The organism is Pantoea dispersa (assembly GCF_014155765.1).
Lineage (GTDB): Bacteria > Pseudomonadota > Gammaproteobacteria > Enterobacterales > Enterobacteriaceae > Pantoea > Pantoea dispersa.
The window spans coordinates 303,532-320,870 of the sequence record NZ_SCKT01000001.1; the positions used below are offsets into that span (position 1 = coordinate 303,532).

Below are 17,339 nucleotides of genomic sequence, written 5' to 3' on the forward strand. Positions count from 1 at the left end.
CGGAGGGCGCGATTCTGAAGGTAAACTGTGCGTCAGTTGCTCTCTTCGACCGCGCCGACCGCCGCAACCGTTTTAGCTTCATTCGGCAGCACCACGTTCAGCAGCATAGCGAGAATTCCACCGGTGGTGACTGCATGACCAAACAGGTTGCTGACCAGCGGCGGGAACTGTTTCAGCACGTCCGGAACCGCCTCCACCCCGAGGCCAATGCCAAACGACACCGCCACAATCAGCATCTCACGCCGCCCCAGCGGGGCCTGCGTCATCACGCGAATACCGGCGGCGACCACGCTGCCAAACATCACCAGCGTTGCCCCGCCCAGCACCGGCGGCGGAATCTGCTGTAGCAGGTTGCCCACCAGCGGGAAGATGCCCAGCAGCACCAGCATCAGGCCAATCACCATCCCCACGTAGCGACTGGCGACGCCGGTCATCTGAATCACCCCGTTGTTCTGCGCAAAGGTGGTATTGGGAAACGCCGAGAACAATGCCGCCAGCAGACAGCTGAGGCCATCGGCCAGAATCCCGCCCTGCAGCCGGCGCTGAAACCCGTCGCCTTCCAGCGGCTGGCGTGAAATCAGACAGTTGGCGGTCAGATCGCCCACCGCCTCAATCACGCAGATCACCGAGACCAGCGCAATCGGCACAAACAGCGTCCAGCTAAAATCAAAGCCAAAATGCAGCAGCGAAGGCAGCACCAGCCAGTGCGTCTCCGCCATCGGCTTCAGCGGCAGATGACCGCTCAGCGCCGCCGCGATGCAGCCCGCACCAATGCCGGCGACCACCGCCACCAGCCGCGCCCAGCGCGAGTGGGAGCGGTTAAGCACGATAATCACCAGCAGGGTCACCGCCCCCAGCGCCAGATTACCCGGCGCGCCAAAATCGCGGGCGTTATGCCCGCCCGCCCAGTCGGTAATACTGACTTTTATCAGGCTGATACCAATCAGGGTGATCACCGTACCGGTTACCACCGGGGTCAGCACTTTTCGCAGCGGTGTGATGCAGCGGCTAATCAGCATCGGGATCAGCGCCGCCACCAGGTTGCAGCCAAAGATCATGGCGAGGATCGCCTGCGGTGAACCGCCCTGCGCTTTCACCGTCATCCCCGCAGAGAGAATGACGCCGAGAAAGGCGAAGCTGGTGCCCTGCAGACAGATCATGCCTGCGCCAATGCCGCAGAAACGGCGCGCCTGCAGAAAGGTACCGAGTCCGGAAACCAGCAGCGACATGCTGATGAGATACGGAATCCAGGCCTGTAACCCCAGCACGGAACCGATAATCAGCGGCGGCGTGATGATACCGACCACGCTGGCCAGCACGTGCTGCAGGGCGGCAAAGAACGCCGGTGCAGGACCGATGCGGGCATCCAGCCCGTACAACAAACCTTTCTCTTCTTCTGGGTGCGACATAGCAGGGCTCCGGCAAACGATTTATCAGTTTGCCTGATGCATGAAACGCGCCAGGGCGACAGCGGGCAGGAAGAATTCAGGACAGATGATTGAATATAAACAGGTTTAAGGCATAAAAAAAAGCAGCCGCTCCTGAAACTTCGGATTCAGCTGCGTGCGATATGCCGCATTTTGTTTCATCAGGCGGCGGGCTTTGCACTCTCGCTGTGCAGCGCATCCCCCCCGAGTAACGTAATATCCAGATAACCACTCAAATCACGCTGTTCGGCGCGCGGCAGATAAGGCAGTTCACCCAACAGCGGCGCGTTCAGCTTATCGCGCAGAACATCAATGATTTCAGCATAGTGCGCCAGACCTGGATTGATACGATTGGCGACCCAGCCCGCCAGCGTCAGGCCATCGGCGGCAATCGCTTCGGCGGTCAGTAAAGCGTGGCTAATGCAACCCTCTTTAATGCCCACCACCAGCACCACCGGCAGTTGCGCCTGCTGCACCCACTGCGACAGCGGCCGTAAGTCGTTCATCAGGCTGCGCCAGCCGCCCGTGCCTTCCACCACCACGCGTGCAGCGCGATCCTGTAAGCCAGCCAGCCCGCGATTGAGTAATGGATAATCGATGCGCTGCGCCGGGCTGGTGCTGATTTCATCCTCTTCCAGCGTCACGGGATTGACGTCGCTGTAGTTCAGCGTGAGGCCTGATGCCTGCTGCAGCAGTACGGCATCTTTATTACGGAGCCCTTCCGGCGTGTGCTGCGCGCTTTTGGCAACCGGCTTGTAGCCAGCGGCACACAGATTCGCTTTGGCAAAGCACTGTAATAGTGCGCGGGAAACCACGGTCTTACCCACCGCGGTGTCGGTACCGGTGACAAAAATCGTTTTCACCTTTCTCCTCCTTCATTAAAGCGATGTGTAACCTGCAAAGGAGGCAGTTTAAGGATTTGTCCCAGGCGAGAGCTTGCGTTAGCGCAAACTTAAGGCGGGCTGGCGTTAACCCTGCAACAGTTTTATCAGTAAATGGCCGCTATAGAGCGCGTCTTTGATCAGCGCCGCGCCGCCCAGCGTGCCGGGATCGTTGAAAGCCGCGGGGGTTAGCTGGATAGCGTGACTGTATGCCGGCAGGGCCTGCTGGCGAATGGTGCTGCTGACTGCCGGGAACAGCACGTCCGCCGCCTGGTTAAGCGGTGAACCGATAAGAATTTGTTGAGGATTAAAAATGTTGACCATCATCGCCAGCATGCGTCCGATATGATGACCGACGCCGGCAATGACGTCACGCGCCAGCCGGTCGCCCTGCTGCGCAGCGGCACACAGCGAGGCCAGCGTCAGCGGCTGCTGGTGCAGCTGGCTGTCCGGCTGCGACGATAAACGCTGTGCCGCCAGCTGCAGCAGGCTGCCGGTGCTGGCCACCGTTTCCAGACAGCCATGGTTGCCGCAGTAGCACTGCTGGCCGTAAGGATCGATCTGCGTATGACCGATCTCCACCAGCGCGCGTCCGCTTTTGTGCAACAGCTGGCCACCGCTGATCACCCCGGCGCCCACCGTTTCGTCAATAACAATCTGAATCACGTCCTGCGCACCCCGTGAGGCACCAAACAGTGCCTCTGCCAGCGTCCATGCGGAGATATCGTGCTGGACGAATACCGGCAGCCCGGTGCGCTGCGCCAGGGTTTCGCCCAGCGGCATATCCTGTACGTCATAGCCCGGCATACGGTGCACCACGCCGGAGGCGGCGTTGATCAGTCCCGGCAGGGTAATGGCGATAGCGGTGAGACGCTCAAGTTTTTGCTGATGGCGAATGAAAAAGGCGTTGACCAGCTCCTGCAGCGTCTGCAGTAGCGGCGTGTCGGCGCTGGCGGGCAGCGGCAGGCGATCTTCCTGTAGCGCGCGGCTGCTGAGATCGCGCAGTGTCAGGGTGATGAACCCCGGCTGGAGGCGAACAGCCAGATAGTGCCAGGCCAGGGTATCGAGGATCAGCCCTATCGCCGGCCGTCCGCGACTGCCTGGCTCCTGAAACTCGGTCTCCTGCACCAGATGCGCATCCAGCATTTCGCGCACAATTTTGGTGATGCTGGCCGGGGCCAGCTGGGCACGTTTCGACAGCTCAATCCGCGAAATCGGACCGTAATGGTCAATCAGACGATACACTGCACCGGCATTGGTCTGTTTTATTTGGTCAATATGGCCAGGCTGACTGTCCAGATTCACGCCCTGCTCCCGGATATTTTCGCGCTTCTAAATAAACAGCAGCTATGGTGATGCAGATTGGCTCGCAGCGTCAAATATTTGATTAGAAATGTGATTTATCGCACACAAAGAACGCGGTTTTCTGTACCCGTGGGTTCAATCCTCGGCATGGTGCAGCAGCAGCGCCATCATATTGCTCATCTGCGCACTCGGCTGGCGCAGCGCTGACCACACCAGCCACACCTCAGAAATGGCATCGCTTTCCTGTAGCGGAATCCAGGCGACTTCCGCCAGTCGCGCGCGGGCAAACGAGGCGGGTAAAATCGACACGCCAAGGCCGGTTGCCACCAGGCCGAGTATCGTCATGGCTTCACCCACTTCCTGGGTAATGTAAGGTTTGATTTGGTAGCGATGCAGCAGCGCCAGAATTTCACCGTACAGGGCCGTGCCGCCCTGCGCATCAAAGAAAACAAAAGGTTCGCTGGCTAACGCCCGGATGCTAATTGACGTGGCCTGTGCCAGCGGATGCGCGTGGTGCACCACCGCGCACAGCGGTTCACGCAGCAACAGGCGGTGCTGAAGATCCTCCGGCAGCGGCGTATTGCGCATGACGCCCAGATCGAGTCGCCCCTCGTGCAGCGGTGCCAATTGCTGCCGCGTGTTGTACTCCTGCATCTGAATATGCACGTCCGGCCAGCGCTGCCGATAGTGATACAGCGCATCCGACACCAGTCCGGTAAACGGCGCCGAGGAGGTAAAGCCAATACGCAACTCTCCCTGCTGACCGTGATGAATGCGCGCCGCGCGCCCGGCCGCCTGCTCTACCTGCAATAAAACCGCGCGCGCATCCTGTAAAAACGACTGGCCGGCCGGCGTGAGCTGTACGCTGCGATTAGTGCGGGTGAACAGCTGCGCATCCAGCGCCTGTTCCAGTTGAAGAATCTGCTGACTGAGCGGCGGCTGAGAAATGTGCAGCCGCTGCGCGGCGCGGCCAAAGTGCAGCTCTTCCGCAACGGCAATAAAGTAGCGCAGATGGCGCAGCTCAATCATCATATCTTAAACGTCTCATTTGAGATTATTAATATATTGTACAACCTATTTAGCCTTTCCTACAGTATTCAGACATTTGCTGAATTGAGGATGTACTGTGAGTCGCTCTTCCCAGGCTGTGACGCTTGATGAGGACAGCTTGTCCACGAAGCCTGTTACCGCCGATACCGCTACTGAATGGATTGAACGTGGATCGCCGCAGTTTATGCGCGTGACGCTGGCGCTGTTCTCTGCCGGTCTTGCCACTTTCGCCCTGCTCTATTGTGTACAACCGATTCTGCCGGTGCTGTCACAGCAGTTTGGCGTGACGCCTGCCGAAAGCAGTATTTCGCTGTCGCTCTCCACCGGGCTGATGGCGCTGGGCCTGCTGTTCACCGGCCCGCTGTCAGATGCGATTGGGCGTAAATCGGTGATGGTGACCGCGCTGATGCTGGCGGCGATTTGTACGCTAATCTCCGCCACCATGAGCAGCTGGCAGGGGATTCTGCTGATGCGCGCGCTGACCGGTCTGTCGCTCAGTGGCGTCGCGGCGGTGGGCATGACTTACCTGAGCGAAGAGATGCATCCGCGGGTCATCGCCTTCTCCATGGGTCTGTACATCAGCGGCAACTCGATTGGCGGCATGAGCGGTCGTTTACTCTCCGGTGTGCTGACCGACTTTTTCTCGTGGCGTATTGCCATTGGCGTCATTGGCTGCTGCGCGCTGGCTGGCGCGCTGATGTTCTGGAAAATTCTGCCCGCGTCGCGCCATTTTCGCCCTGCCTCGCTGCGGCCACGCAGTCTGCTGATCAACTTCCGCCTGCACTGGCGCGACAAAGGGTTGCCGCTGCTGTTTGCCGAAGGCTTTCTGCTGATGGGCGCGTTTGTCACGCTGTTTAACTACATTGGCTACCGTTTACTGAGCGCGCCGTGGTCACTGAGCCAGGCGGTGGTCGGGCTGCTGTCTGTGGTGTATCTCACCGGTTCGTGGAGTTCGCCGAAAGCTGGCGCGATGACCAGCCGCTTTGGTCGCGGTCCGGTGATGACGGGCGCCACGGCGATCATGCTGGCCGGTCTGCTGCTGACCGCCTTTAGTTCGCTGTGGCTGATTTTGCCGGGCATGATGCTGTTTACTGCCGGCTTCTTTGCCGCCCATTCGGTGGCCAGCGGCTGGATTGGACCGAGCGCGCGCCGGGCGAAAGGCCAGGCATCATCACTTTACCTGTTCAGCTACTACGTGGGCTCCAGCGTGGCCGGCACCCTCGGCGGCGTGTTCTGGCACCGCTACGGCTGGCCGGGCGTGACCCTGTTTATCAGCGCCCTGCTGGTGCTGGCACTGCTGGTTGGCCTGCGTTTACAGGGCCGCAAACTGTAATACCCTTCATCGTTAGCGCGGGACCTCAGCGTCCCGCCTGCTCCGCTGGATTCGAATAATAAGGCATTCGCACCGTACCACTTAAAACAAAATAGCAATTCATCGCTATAATTCGTTCTATTCCAATAATACATAGACTTATTTTTTACACAGCAATGAGGTAGTCAGATGGAGCTTTACTATTATGTCGATAAGCATGCCGGTTATAACGACAATCATGTGGTGCATGCGAAGGGCTGTCCGTTCCTGCCATCCGACGGCGGTCGTCGTTTTCTGGGGACTTTTTACACGCCCGGGGCCGCAATCCAGCAGGCGCGTAAATTTTACGCCACTGCGTTGGGCTGCGAACAGTGCTGCCCGGTGGGCGTAAAAAAAAATCCGACCCACAACTTTAGCGTGGCACTAAAGCATATGGCGTGACTCTGATAATCCTGGTCTGAACCGCACCCGTCTACACGGTACCCGCCCTCAGCACGGCTAAGCGATTTTTCTATTACAGAAACACCTGACTTAGCCTGTGCTGGTACGGCAGACTCGCGGGCCGGCAGCACGCTGGCGCAGCAGTTCCCCATAACCGCAGGCTATTTACCACGCTCAGCGCGATAAGAAATATTCAGTGATAAAACCCCGGTTAACGGTTTTCATCGGCTGACTAATGCTCCACAATAGCGGAAATTTGTGATCGAGGTCACTTTACCGGGTGCGTTCCTGCCCCCCTCACTCGTCGTTTAGCCGATTTGAATTCAATGCAATCAACAACCGTTTCCCGTAAAACAGCCTGGCTGCGTGTGGTGCTGCTGGCTATCGCTGCTTTTGTCTTCAATACCACCGAATTTGTGCCGGTTGGCCTGCTGTCGGACATCGCCAGCAGCTTTGCAATGAAAACCGCTGATGTCGGTATCATGCTGACCATCTATGCCTGGGTCGTGGCGCTGTTATCGCTGCCGTTAATGCTGCTGACGCGCAACGTCGAGCGCCGCCTGCTGCTGGCCATCCTGTTTATTCTGTTTGTTGCCAGCCACCTGTTATCGGCCGTGGCGTGGGATTTCACGTCGCTGGTGCTGTCGCGCATTGGTATTGCGCTGGCGCATGCGGTGTTCTGGTCGATCACCGCCTCGCTGGCGATTCGCGTTGCGCCGGCCGGCAAGAAAACCCAGGCGTTGAGTATGCTGGCCACGGGCACGGCGCTGGCGATGGTGCTGGGCGTACCGATTGGTCGTATTGTGGGTCAGTATCTGGGCTGGCGTACCACCTTTGGTATGATCGGCCTGTCAGCGCTGGTACTGCTGATTATGCTGGTGCGGATACTGCCGCGCCTGCCGAGTGAGCACACCGGTTCACTCAGCAGCGTGCCGATGCTGTTTCGCCGCCCGGCGCTGGTGGCGATGTACATTCTGGTCACCGTCGTGGTGACCGCGCACTACACCGCTTACAGCTATATCGAGCCGTTTATGCAGGTGGTAGCCAGCGCTGATGAGAACTTCACCACCCTGTTACTGCTGCTGTTCGGCTCAGCCGGCATTCTGGGCAGCATTCTGTTCAGTACGCTGGGCAATAAATTCCCGTCCGCGCTGCTGATCGCCGCCATTGCGCTGATCACCCTGTGTATGGGTCTGCTGGTGTTTGCTGCAGTACGCCCGGCAGCAATTACCGTGCTGTGTATTATCTGGGGCATGGCAATGATGATGATCGGCCTGGCGATGCAGGTGCGCGTGCTATCGCTGGCACCGGACGCCACCGACGTCGCCATGTCGCTGTTTTCCGGTATTTATAACATCGGCATCGGCGCAGGCGCGCTACTCGGTAACCAGGTCAGTCTGCATCTGCAAATGGCAGACGTGGGCAACGTGGGCGCCATCATTGGCCTGGCGGGACTGTTCTGGTGCATCGCTATTTTCCGCCGTTATCCGCAGCTGCGCTCCAACGGCTAGTGCGTTTCACAGGCAGCGGCGCCCCTGGCGGCACCGCTGCTGACATGGCCGGCTAAGGCAGGAAAAACATCGGCTGTAGTGCTTTGCTCACCGGGCTGTTGTCGGGATTTGATGGCATCAGGTCACGCATTGACGCCCACCAGCGCTGACACACCTCAGTTTGCGCTACAGCCTGCCAGCGCGCTTCGGATTCAATTTCGACGCTGGCAAACAGCAGGTTGCGTTCAGCATCCAGCCAGATCGCGTAGTTGTGCGCGCCATGCGCTTTCAGCGTCCGTTCCAGCTCCGGCCAGATTGGCGTGTGACGGCGCTGATACTCCGCATGGCAGTGCGCATAGACCTGCATGACGAACGCTTTACGCAACATCACTGCGCTCCGCCTGCAGCGCCGCCGGCCACGGCTTCACGTTAAAGCGTTCGCCCAGCGCGATCAGCTGTTCGGTGGTGATGCTCTGACGAATGCCGCCCATCGACAGCGCCATAACCACCACCTGCGATGACTTCTCAGCGGTATCAATCAGACCAAAGGTTTCGTCGAGCGTCGGTCCGGCGCCAAAGATTCCGTGGAAAGGCCACATCACCAGGCTATGGCTGGCCATCGCTTCTGCCGTCGCCTGACCAATGCCATCGGTACCCGGTACCATCCAGGGCAAAATGCCGACGCCATCGGGGAACACCACCAGGCACTCGGTGCTGCCCTCCCACAGCAGGCGGGTAAAGCGCGCCGCATCCAGATCCACCACATAGCTGAGCGCCATGAAGTGGGTGGCGTGACAGTGCATAATCACCCGGTCCGCGCCGTGGCTCAGTGCCTTGCGTACGCTGTGTGACTGAAAGTGCGCCGCCAGCTCGGACGTTGGCAGCCCTCCGTTGCTGAGCCCCCAGTGAATTTTGAACGACAGCCCTTTGTCATCCACCTGCAGCAGCACCAGACTGTCTGACGGATCGAGCTGCACGTTGCGAAAGAACTTACCGGAGCCGGTCACCAGGAACCAGTCGTTGGCCAGCGCGGGCGCCGGCTTGCTCAGTTCAATACAGCGCGGTGCCGGATAAAAATCGCTGGCATACGCGCTGACCTCTTCCGGCAACAGACGCAGACTGACGTTGCCGCCGTTACGTTCATCCCAGCCTTTCAGCCACATGTCACTGGTGGCTTTAACCATGTCGCGCACAAACCACGCGGAGAGAATTGTTTGCATGAATCGATTCCTTAACGTTGACGCAGCACGTGTTGTTCGTAGTGACGGACTTCGCTTAGCCAGCTGGCATCGGCTGGCACATCGTGGCGCAGGCACCACGCTTCCCATACCGCCTGCCACGGCAGCGACTTCTGCTCTTCAAGCAGCGCCAGACGGGCGGTGAAATCCCCATCACGCTCCCGCTGACGCAGCTGTTCGCCCGGCTCCAGCAGCGCCCGCAACAGGGCTTTTTGGGTATTGCGCGTGCCGATCACCCAGGCGGCAATGCGGTTGATCGAGGCATCGAAGAAGTCGAGACCGATGTGCACCCTGTCGAACAATTTTTGTCGGGCGATCTCACTGGCAATCGCCTGGGTTTCATCATCCAGCAGCACCACGTGATCGCTGTCCCAGCGGACCGGACGGCTGACGTGCAACAGCAGGCGCGGCACAAACAGCATGGCGCTGGAGATTTTGTCGGAGATCACTTCGGTAGGATGGAAGTGGCCGGCATCCAGCGTCAGCGCGGTCTGGCGGCTGGTGGCGTAACCGAGGCAGAACTCACTGGAACCCACGGTGTAACTCTCCGCGCCAATGCCAAACAGTTTGCTTTCTACCGCATCAATGTGGTGCTGCGGATTCAGCGGTTCGCGGATGATCTCATCCAGCGCGCTGGCGAGACGCTGGCGCGGCGCGAGGCGATCGACGGTGAGATCTTTCATGCCGTCCGGCACCCAGATATTCATGACTGACGGCGTGCCCAGCTGCTCGCCAAACCAGGCGGAAATACGGCGGCTGGCGGTGCAGTGGTCGATCCAGAACTGGCGAATGCCCGGATCGGCATGCGACAGCGTAAACCCGTCTGCGCTGAGCGCATGAGAAAAACAGGTTGGGTTAAAATCCAGCCCCAGCTTTTTGCTTTTCGCCCACTCCAGCCAGTTGCTGAAGTGCTGCGGTTCAATCGCATCACGTTCCACCGGGCGGTCGCTCTCGAGGTAGATGGCATGCAGGTTGAGGCGTTTGGCGCCGGGAATCAGCGACATCGCTTTGTCGAGATCGGCACGCAGTTCAACCGCGTTGCGCGCCCGCCCCGGATAGTTGCCGGTCGCCTGAATGCCGCCGGTGAGCGCCCCCTGCGGATTCTCAAACCCACGTACATCGTCGCCCTGCCAGCAGTGCATCGACACCGGAATGGTATCCAGTTGTGCCATCACCTGTTCCACATCCACCCCAATGGCGGCGTAGCGTTGTCTGGCCAGTTCAAAGGCCTGTTCAATCAGCTTTGTCATATGCAAGTTCCTTAGCAGGTAGGCTCAGCGCCGCAAAGCGAGCCTGATGGGCCGCAAAGACGCTGTGATTCAGCGGGATAAATTTTTCTAACGGGAAATTGTGGCGAATGCAGCGGCGTAAATCGGCCACGTCGCGCAACTCACCCAGCGCGATCAGCTGGCAGCCGATGTTGCCCAGTGTCGAGGCTTCCACCGGGCCGGCAAACACCGGCAGCCGACAGGCATCGGCGCACAGCTGGTTAAGCAGCGGATTCTGGCAGCCACCACCGACGATATGTAACTGCCGCAGCGCAGTGCCGCGCAGGTGGCTAAGCTCCTGCAGCGTCTGCGAATAGAGCAGCGCCAGGCTGTCAAAAATGGTGCGCGCCAGCGCCGCCGGGCTGTGCGGCACGGGCATCGCCTGTTCGGCGCAGGCGTTCTGGATCTCCTGCACCATACTGGCCGGATTGATGAAGCGGTGATGATTAGGGTGAATCAGGGCGCGGCAGGCCGGTTCCCGCGCGGCGTCGGCGATCAGCGCAGTGAGATCGCTGATGTGCAGTTCGCTGCACACCCGCTGCAACAGCCACAGGCCCATGATGTTTTTCAGCACCCGATAGCCTTCCGCACCGCCTTCATTGGTCAGATTAGCCTGCAGCGCCGCCTCGCTGACACAGGGCTGCAGGCTTTCGATGCCGATCAGCGACCAGGTGCCGGAGCTGAGATAGGCAGCATCGTCCTGCTCCAGCGGCGTGGCCAGCACCGCACTGGCGGTATCATGGGTGGCGACGGCGATCACCGGAATGCGCTGGCCGCTGGCGTTGCGCCAGTAACCGACGGTATTGCCCGGCGCACGCGGCGTGCCGAACCAGCTGGTGTCTGCGCCCGCCCAGGCCAGCAGCTCGCGATCCCATTCGCCGCTGTGAATATTTAGCAGCTGGGTGGTGGTGGCGTTGGTGTATTCCCAGTTGAGTTCACCGGTCAGGCGATAGTGCAGATAATCCGGAATCATCAGCGCGTGCTTCACCTGCGCCTGCCAGTCCGGCTGCTGCAGATGCAGCGCGCGCAGCTGATACAGCGTGTTGAACGGCAGAAACTGAATGCCGGTACGCTGATACAACGCCGGTTTCCCGAGCTCACGCATCGCCTGGGCCATCAGGCCGTCGGTGCGTTTATCACGGTAGCTGACCGCTTCGCCCACCCGCTCGCCGTGCGCGTCCAGCAGCACCAGATCCACGCCCCAGGTATCAATGCCGAGGCTGTCCGGCACAATGTCCTCCTCATCCAGCTGCTGCAGCCCGGCGCGAATCTCCTGTTCCAGCCGGTCCAAATCCCAGCAGTCATAATCGCCGCGCTGCACGCGCGGGTTGGCGAAACGCCGCACTTCGCGCAGGCTGAGCTGCTGACGGTCAGCCTGCCAGCTGGCCAGCATGACGCGGCCACTGGATGCGCCTAAATCGATGGCAACAATATTACGCAGACTCATGGCGAGTACTCCCTGTGAAGACATGGCGACAGAGTAGAAATCCTGCGCCGCAGACACCTTCCCGCGAGTGCCAGCGGGTCATCACTGCTGGCAGGTTTGCAAAGATGTTCGTGAGTGAGCTCACAGAACCGCATAACGGCAGAGTTGTGAGCCTTGCCGCAATTCCATCAATCACTTAGGCGATCTTGAATAATTGGCGATTTTCCTGCGCTGCCCGGTGCAAAATTCAAGGTAAGGTGGCAGGCGGCTGCGTAGACTCGGTTACGGTTTTGTTAACTGAGGGCGCATGATGACGGTATTACACAGTGCTGATTTCTTTCCGGCCGGCGATTACACGATAGCCATTGAGCCACGTGTGCCGCAGTCGGCGTTTCCGGAGCATCACCATGATTTTCACGAAATTGTGCTGGTGGAACAGGGCTCGGGCATCCACGTATTTAATGGTCAGCCGCAGGCGCTCAGCGCCGGCTGCGTCTGTTTTGTGCGCGATCACGATCGCCATCTGTACGAGCAAACCGACAATCTGTGCCTGACGAATGTGTTGTATCGCAGTCCGGCGGCGTTCCGCTTTCTGTCAGGCCTGCAGGCGCTGCTGCCGCGCGAACAGGACGGCCAGTACGTTTCACACTGGCGGATTAACCATAAAGTGATGGCGCAGGCGCTGCAGCTGGTGACGCAGATGAAGCAGCCGGCCAGCTGGTCGCTGGAACGTCAGGCGCAGCAGGAACAGCACTTTTTGCAGCTGCTGGTGCTGCTGCGCGAGGCGGCGCACAACGATCAGGCGCAGGATCAGGATGCCCGCCTGCACCGCTTGCTGGACTGGCTGAATGCGCACTACAGTGAGGAGATTGCGTGGGAAGCGCTGGCCGATCGCTTCTGTTTGTCGCTGCGTACCCTGCATCGCCAGATGAAGCAGCAGACCGGCAGCACGCCGCAGCGCTATCTCAATCGGCTGCGTTTATTGCAGGCGCGGCACCTGTTGCGCCACAGCGAGATGCGCATCACGGACATCGCCTATCAGTGTGGGTTTGGTGACAGTAATCACTTCTCCACCCTGTTCCGGCGGGAATTTGGCTGCGCGCCGCGCATGGCGCGCCAGCAGATGGGGTAACCGGAGGGCTGACATGCCGCTGTTACTGACGCGCGAGGATTACTTCCCGGCCAGCAATTTGCCCATAGCCGTGGCAGAACGCATGCCGCAGCCCTCTTTCCCACCGCACCGGCATGAGTTCAGCGAGATTGTGATTGTCTGGCGCGGTAATGGCCTGCATATCCTCAACGATCGGCCGTGGCTGATCACCTGCGGCGATGTGTTTTACATTCGTGACAGTGATTGCCACAGCTTTGATAGCGTCAACGAACTGGCGCTCGACAATATTCTCTACTGCCGCGATCGCTTCAGCCTGGCGCTCGACTGGCAGCAGCTGCTGCCGCCACAGGATGAAGAGACACCCGCCAGCTGGCGTCTGACCACGCGCGGCATGGCGCTGGCGCGCGGCGTCATCAGCCAGCTGGAGCGCGAAAGTCGCAAAAGCGATTCGCTATCGATTCAGCTGTCGGAAGCGCTGTTTTTGCAGCTGGCACTGATATTGCGCCGTCACGGCTACGCCGCCGATCGGCCGTGGGTGCTGCCGGAGGGCGAACAGCTCGATCTGCTGATGTCGGCGCTGCTCGGCGATATCAGCCGCCCCTTCGATCTGTCCCATTTCTGCCAGCAAAATCAGCTCAGCGAACGGTCGCTGAAACAGCTGTTCCGTCAGCAAACCGGCATGACCATCGGCCACTACCTGCGTCAGCTGCAGCTGTGTCAGGCAAAATATCTGTTGCGCACGCAGGCATGCCTGATTAGCGAAGTGGCGGCGCGCTGCGGGTTTGATGACAGCAACTACTTTTCCGTGGTGTTTACGCGCGAAACCGGGTTAACGCCCAGCGCGTGGCGTCAGCGTTTTTTGTCGCCGCGCGAACCGATGGCAGACAAAGAAAAAGCCTGACGCGCGCAGAGACGCGTCAGGCGGTGCGAGGTTAAGCGCGGTCAGGCAGCCATACCGAGACCGACAATGTTTGCCGCGATAATGATCACCACGCAGCCAATCGACAACACGCTTACCGGTCGACGCCCCACCGATTTCCACTCCTTCAGCACCAGTCCCACCAGGCCGCCGCACAGCACGTACAGGCTCATGTGCAGCATCCAGCTAACGAAGTCGTACTGCGGAGGAATTTTTGCGTGGCCCCAGGCATAGAAGAAGAACTGCAGATACCACATGGTTCCCCCCAGCACGGCGAAAGCAATGTTGGCGATCAGCAGCGGTTTTGCTACGGAAAAGTCACGGCGCAGCGAAAGCTCCGGCTTCACCGCCAGGCGGATAAAGCAGTACGCGAGGTTGATCAGCGCGCCACCGCCCATGATCACCACGTAACTCGGCAATGCCACATACAGCGGATTGATGCCCAGACTGGCAGCGGCTTCATGCATCGGCTTCGCCGCATCCATGGCAAACGACATGCCAGCCGAGAAGATGCCGCACAGCACCGCCAGCACCAGGCCTTTCTTCAGGTTGAAATCTTCGGCGTTAATCCCCAGCGCCCGTTCCTTTAGCAGCCCGGCGCGCGACACAATCGCCACACCCAGCAGCGCAACCAGTACGCCCAGCAGCGTCATCCGGCCGCCGGCGGAGCTGAACAGTTCAACGAATCGGCCCTGCAACAGCGGCGTCATCAGCGTCCCCACCACCAGCGTAATGCCAATGGCGATGCCAATCCCCATCGACATCCCCAGATAGCGCATGGTGAGGCCATAGTTGATGTTGCCGATACCCCACATGGCACCGAACAGAAACACCGGCAGCAGCTGCGATAAACTGAAACTGCTGTAGTACGCCCAGAAGTTCGGTAACAGCGCGGCACTGACTGCCCAGGGCAGAATCAGCCACGACATCACGCCGCCGACCGACCACATGGTTTCCCATGACCACTTTTTAACCTGTTTAAACGGAGCATAAAAACAGGCGGCGCTGGCGGCACCCACCAGATGCCAGAAGATACCTGCAAGAATGGCACTGTTCATTGTTATTCCTTCGTAAGGTTGAGGCCAGACGGAAACACCTGCGGTTTCCGATTAGTGGCAGTCTATGGCGCACTACGTGGACTCAGCCTTTGGATAGTTGCCGTAAAGCCAGGCTGACTGGCAAAATCGGGGGGGTATGCAACATAAGGATCACAAATTCGCATTTGCCGCTGTTATGCCGGGCGAGTTCTTTAAGTTGCTTATTATTCGGCATATTTTTGATTTATGTTGTGTTGATCGGCACAGTTTTTCATCTGTTGCCAGCGCGCCGCTTAACATGGCACTCACACAAAGCTGCGCGAATCACTTCCCCCGACGGGGTTAAATCCGTATAACGTGGGAAAAATCATCGGAACCAGGGATTGAGATGAAGAGCAAACGGTTAACGCTGGTGCTGTCGCAGGCGGTGAGCCGCGTGATGCTGGATGACATCCGCGCCATCGTGCCGCCCGAGGCGCTGAATGTGTTCATTAATGGCTTAGATACTACTCACTACGCCACGCTGGACTGCGTGCAGAGCGAAGAGAACTGCGCGCTGCTGGCGTCAGCCATTGTGGTGTGGCGTCAGCTCGGCCATGTGCATCAGATTCAGTATCAGAAAGGCGAACATCTGCGTCAGGTCGATGACGCGACACAATTTCAGCTATTCAGTATGATGAAAACCCACCGCGCGCTAATCCAGCTCGCTTAACGCTCAGGATGCATATGAAAATCGGTCTGCTGTTCCCCATCGCCATTATTGTTGCCGGTGTCAGTTTTCTGGTCTGGTTTATTGCCAGCGGCGCCATGATGCCCGGTTCCTGAAACGGTCCACTGACGCAGAATGCTGCGTCGGTCGCGTGATTCTTGCCGCTATTGCCAGCGCCCTGCCGGTGCTGGCAGTGATAAAAAGGTCGCCAGCGTTCATCTGCTTCACTCTTCCTTCACATCAGTTTAACAAAACCGAGCGTGGAGCCCCTGCACATGACCCTTCATCATCAACACTACATTAATGGCGCGTTTGTCGAGGCGCATAACGATAGCTGGATTGAAGTGATTAACCCGGCGACGGAGACCCTGCTGTCACGCGTGCCCCAGGGCAGCAAACAGCAGGCGGCGGCAGCCATTGCCGCCGCAGAAGCCGCTCAGCCCGGCTGGGAAGCGTTACCGGCGGTGACGCGCGGCGACTGGCTGCACCGCATCGCCACGGCAATTCGCCAGCGCGAGCCTGAGCTGAGCGCCACCCTCGTCGCGGAGGGCGGCAAAACCCAGGCGCTGGCGCAAACCGAAGTGCTGTTTACCGCTGACTACCTCGACTACATGGCGGAATGGGCGCGACGCTACGAAGGGGAAATCGTCAACAGCGATCGCCCAAACGAAAACATCTTTGTGTTTAAGAAAGCGATTGGCGTGACCACCGGCATTCTGCCGTGGAATTTTCCCTTTTTCCTGATTGCGCGCAAAGCGGCACCGGCGCTGATCACCGGCAACACTATCGTGCTGAAGCCGAGTGAGATCACCCCGAATAACGCCGCCCTGTTCGCCGCCATTATCGACGACATCGGCCTGCCGCCCGGGGTAATTAACATCGTTTACGGCTATGGCCCGGAGGTGGGACAGGAACTGGCCGCCAACCCGAAAGTCGGGTTAGTGAGCCTGACCGGCAGCGTCAACGCCGGCATCGCCACCATGGCCGCCGCGGCACCGAATGTGACCAAAGTGTCGCTGGAGTTGGGCGGTAAAGCACCGGCAATTGTCATGGACGACGCCGACCTCGATCTGGCCGTCAGGGCTATCGTCAGTTCGCGCATTATTAACAGCGGTCAGGTGTGTAACTGCGCCGAGCGCGTGTATGTGCAAGACGGCATTTACGATCGCTTTATCAGCGCCCTGACCGGGGCGATGCAGCAGGTGAAATTTGGCGATCCGGCGCAGCAGGCCGATGTGGATATGGGGCCGCTGATTAGCGCAGCCGCGTGCGACCGCGTCGGGCAAAAGGTCGCCAGCGCCGTTGCGCAGGGCGGCAAGGTGGTGCTGGGCGGCAAACGCGCCGGTGAACGCGGCTTTTATTTTGAACCGACCATCATCACCGGGGTACGTCAGGAGATGGCGATCATGCGTGAGGAAATCTTTGGCCCGGTGCTGCCGGTGATGCGCTTTAACACGCTGGATGAAGCCATCGCGCTGGCTAACGACTGCGACTATGGCCTGACCTCATCGCTGTATACCCGCGATCTGAACACCGCGATGATCGCGCTGCGCCGGCTGAAATTCGGGGAAACCTACATTAATCGCGAAAATTTTGAAGCGATGCAGGGATTCCATGCCGGCTGGCGCAAATCCGGCATCGGCGGTGCCGATGGCCGCCACGGGCTGGAGGAGTATCTGCAAACGCACGTCGCCTATCTGCAGTTTGCCTGATGCGTAAACACCG

The 17,339-nt window shown here is 59.3% G+C and carries 17 protein-coding genes; 8 read left to right on the top strand and 9 right to left on the bottom strand.

From position 1 onward, the window contains the following. Positions 1-32: 32 nt before the first annotated feature. The 4 genes from H7K56_RS01475 to H7K56_RS01490 form a co-directional block, all read right to left on the bottom strand. The gene (locus H7K56_RS01475; RefSeq protein ID WP_058769779.1) at positions 33-1,409 is read right to left on the bottom strand and encodes a nucleobase:cation symporter-2 family protein; all 1,377 of its coding nucleotides are present in this window, start codon (positions 1,407-1,409) and stop codon (positions 33-35) included. 179 nt (positions 1,410-1,588) lie between these two features. Further along, positions 1,589-2,290 (bottom strand): dethiobiotin synthase, encoded by a 702-nt coding sequence (gene bioD / locus H7K56_RS01480; protein ID WP_021506076.1) that lies wholly within the window; start codon positions 2,288-2,290, stop codon positions 1,589-1,591. Positions 2,291-2,395: 105 nt separating this feature from the next. Beyond that, positions 2,396-3,613: a sugar metabolism global transcriptional regulator Mlc gene (mlc, locus tag H7K56_RS01485; protein WP_021506077.1), complete on the bottom strand. Its 1,218-nt coding sequence runs from the start codon at positions 3,611-3,613 to the stop codon at positions 2,396-2,398. Positions 3,614-3,748: 135 nt separating this feature from the next. Next, positions 3,749-4,645, bottom strand: a complete 897-nt coding sequence (locus H7K56_RS01490; protein ID WP_058769777.1) for a LysR family transcriptional regulator — start codon at positions 4,643-4,645, stop codon at positions 3,749-3,751. Positions 4,646-4,739: 94 nt separating this feature from the next. On the opposite strand from H7K56_RS01490, the gene ynfM reads away from it, so the two are divergent. The 3 genes from ynfM (at position 4,740) to H7K56_RS01505 (ending at position 7,927) form a co-directional block, all read left to right on the top strand. Further along, positions 4,740-5,996, top strand: a complete 1,257-nt coding sequence (gene ynfM / locus H7K56_RS01495) for a multidrug efflux MFS transporter YnfM/SxtP(Kp) (protein ID WP_150361033.1) — start codon at positions 4,740-4,742, stop codon at positions 5,994-5,996. A gap of 168 nt (positions 5,997-6,164) precedes the next feature. Beyond that, on the top strand, positions 6,165-6,416 hold the full coding sequence (locus H7K56_RS01500; RefSeq protein ID WP_150361034.1) for a hypothetical protein: 252 nt from the start codon (positions 6,165-6,167) through the stop codon (positions 6,414-6,416). Positions 6,417-6,742: 326 nt separating this feature from the next. Then, positions 6,743-7,927, top strand: a complete 1,185-nt coding sequence (locus H7K56_RS01505; RefSeq protein ID WP_031279126.1) for a sugar transporter — start codon at positions 6,743-6,745, stop codon at positions 7,925-7,927. 52 nt (positions 7,928-7,979) lie between these two features. Here the strand turns inward: H7K56_RS01505 and rhaM are convergent, their stop codons facing one another. From rhaM to rhaB, 4 genes are read right to left on the bottom strand one after another with little or no spacing between them, the layout of a single operon-like run. Further along, entirely contained in the window at positions 7,980-8,294 is a 315-nt protein-coding gene (rhaM, locus tag H7K56_RS01510) for an L-rhamnose mutarotase (RefSeq protein WP_150361035.1), read from the bottom strand. Then, positions 8,284-9,126: a rhamnulose-1-phosphate aldolase gene (gene rhaD / locus H7K56_RS01515; protein WP_150361036.1), complete on the bottom strand. Its 843-nt coding sequence runs from the start codon at positions 9,124-9,126 to the stop codon at positions 8,284-8,286. Before rhaD ends, rhaM begins: the two co-directional genes overlap by 11 nt. A gap of 11 nt (positions 9,127-9,137) precedes the next feature. After that, positions 9,138-10,394: an L-rhamnose isomerase gene (locus tag H7K56_RS01520; protein ID WP_058758522.1), complete on the bottom strand. Its 1,257-nt coding sequence runs from the start codon at positions 10,392-10,394 to the stop codon at positions 9,138-9,140. Next, positions 10,378-11,859 (bottom strand): rhamnulokinase, encoded by a 1,482-nt coding sequence (gene rhaB / locus H7K56_RS01525; protein WP_150361037.1) that lies wholly within the window; start codon positions 11,857-11,859, stop codon positions 10,378-10,380. The genes H7K56_RS01520 and rhaB overlap by 17 nt, the downstream gene beginning before the upstream one ends. A gap of 289 nt (positions 11,860-12,148) precedes the next feature. Between rhaB and rhaS the strand changes: the two genes are divergently transcribed. Both rhaS and rhaR read left to right on the top strand, forming a co-directional pair. Next, positions 12,149-12,970, top strand: a complete 822-nt coding sequence (gene rhaS / locus H7K56_RS01530) for an HTH-type transcriptional activator RhaS (RefSeq protein WP_058769862.1) — start codon at positions 12,149-12,151, stop codon at positions 12,968-12,970. 13 nt (positions 12,971-12,983) lie between these two features. Then, complete coding sequence (gene rhaR / locus H7K56_RS01535) at positions 12,984-13,850, top strand: HTH-type transcriptional activator RhaR (protein ID WP_150361038.1); 867 nt, start codon at positions 12,984-12,986, stop codon at positions 13,848-13,850. Between the two features lie 41 nt (positions 13,851-13,891). Here rhaR and rhaT read toward each other — a convergent pair whose 3' ends face one another. Next, entirely contained in the window at positions 13,892-14,926 is a 1,035-nt protein-coding gene (gene rhaT, locus H7K56_RS01540; protein ID WP_021506088.1) for an L-rhamnose/proton symporter RhaT, read from the bottom strand. A gap of 367 nt (positions 14,927-15,293) precedes the next feature. On the opposite strand from rhaT, the gene H7K56_RS01545 reads away from it, so the two are divergent. From H7K56_RS01545 to aldA, 3 genes are all read left to right on the top strand, one after another. Beyond that, positions 15,294-15,617 (top strand): hypothetical protein, encoded by a 324-nt coding sequence (locus tag H7K56_RS01545; protein WP_058780589.1) that lies wholly within the window; start codon positions 15,294-15,296, stop codon positions 15,615-15,617. 14 nt (positions 15,618-15,631) lie between these two features. Beyond that, on the top strand, positions 15,632-15,730 hold the full coding sequence (locus H7K56_RS01550; protein WP_021313714.1) for a YoaK family small membrane protein: 99 nt from the start codon (positions 15,632-15,634) through the stop codon (positions 15,728-15,730). Positions 15,731-15,889: 159 nt separating this feature from the next. Next, positions 15,890-17,326: an aldehyde dehydrogenase gene (gene aldA / locus H7K56_RS01555; RefSeq protein ID WP_104186686.1), complete on the top strand. Its 1,437-nt coding sequence runs from the start codon at positions 15,890-15,892 to the stop codon at positions 17,324-17,326. Positions 17,327-17,339 lie beyond the last annotated feature (13 nt).